Here is a 770-nt window from a genome sequence, read left to right as displayed (position 1 = left end):
GCCAAGTCGTTCATATGTTTAACCGGGTTGACGGGGAGCTTGCCAAGCAAATCGCTGCGGGTGTAGGCGTAGAGCCCCCTGAAAAAGACGAAGGCTCCAACGTGACGTTCAAATCCCCTGCGCTCAGCCAGGAGAATACGGTGAAACTGCCGCAGACAAGGACAGTCGCCATTTTAGCAGAACAAGGTTTTGATGATGAAGACTTGAGCCGTGTGTTGAAAGAATTCAAAAAAGCCGGCATCATTCCGGACATCGTCAGCTCGGCACTCGGAGTAATCGAAGGGGCCGGCGGCACAGAAATTGAAGTCGGAAACACTTTGCAGACGGTCGATTCTGTGCTGTACGATGCCGTTTATATTCCGGGCGGCCAAGAAAGCATAGAACGCCTGAAATTGCATAAAGCCGCATCGGATTTTGTCAATGAAGCATTCGGACATTATAAAGCGGTCGGAGCCGCAGGCGAAGGGGTCGATCTCCTGCTGTCCGCCGCCGGGGCCCACGCGGCTTCACAGCCGGGCATTATCACCTCTCGTGGTGATAAGAACAAAGACGACTTCGGCAAAAAGCTGGTCGAAGCGATCAGCGGGCACCGCCATTGGGATAGGCAAGTTTAATAATAAAGCAGGCAGGCTAGATGCCTGCCCTTTTAATCTATTTTTCTACCAAACAAACAGCCCGACAATCCCCGCGCTCAACAGCGACACTGCTATTCCGCTGACGAGGAGCTTCCACACATTTCTTCCGATAATCGCCGATTTTTCTCCGTTAAA

At 52.1% G+C, this 770-nt stretch carries 1 protein-coding gene and 1 pseudogene; one reads left to right on the top strand and one right to left on the bottom strand.

Annotated elements, in window-relative coordinates:
* The coding region (locus ACWHAR_RS26140; protein WP_452088306.1) for a DJ-1/PfpI family protein at nucleotides 1-614 on the top strand (614 nt) is incomplete at its 5' end.
* Nucleotides 615-659: 45 nt separating this feature from the next.
* On the opposite strand, the pseudogene ACWHAR_RS26135 reads toward ACWHAR_RS26140, so the two are convergent.
* Nucleotides 660-770 (bottom strand): annotated as a pseudogene (locus ACWHAR_RS26135) (NupC/NupG family nucleoside CNT transporter); the annotation flags it as partial.

It is taken from the genome of Bacillus sp. LR--39 (assembly GCF_053613335.1).
Note: the sequence above shows the minus strand (reverse complement) of the source record. Positions and strands in the feature narration are given on the sequence as shown.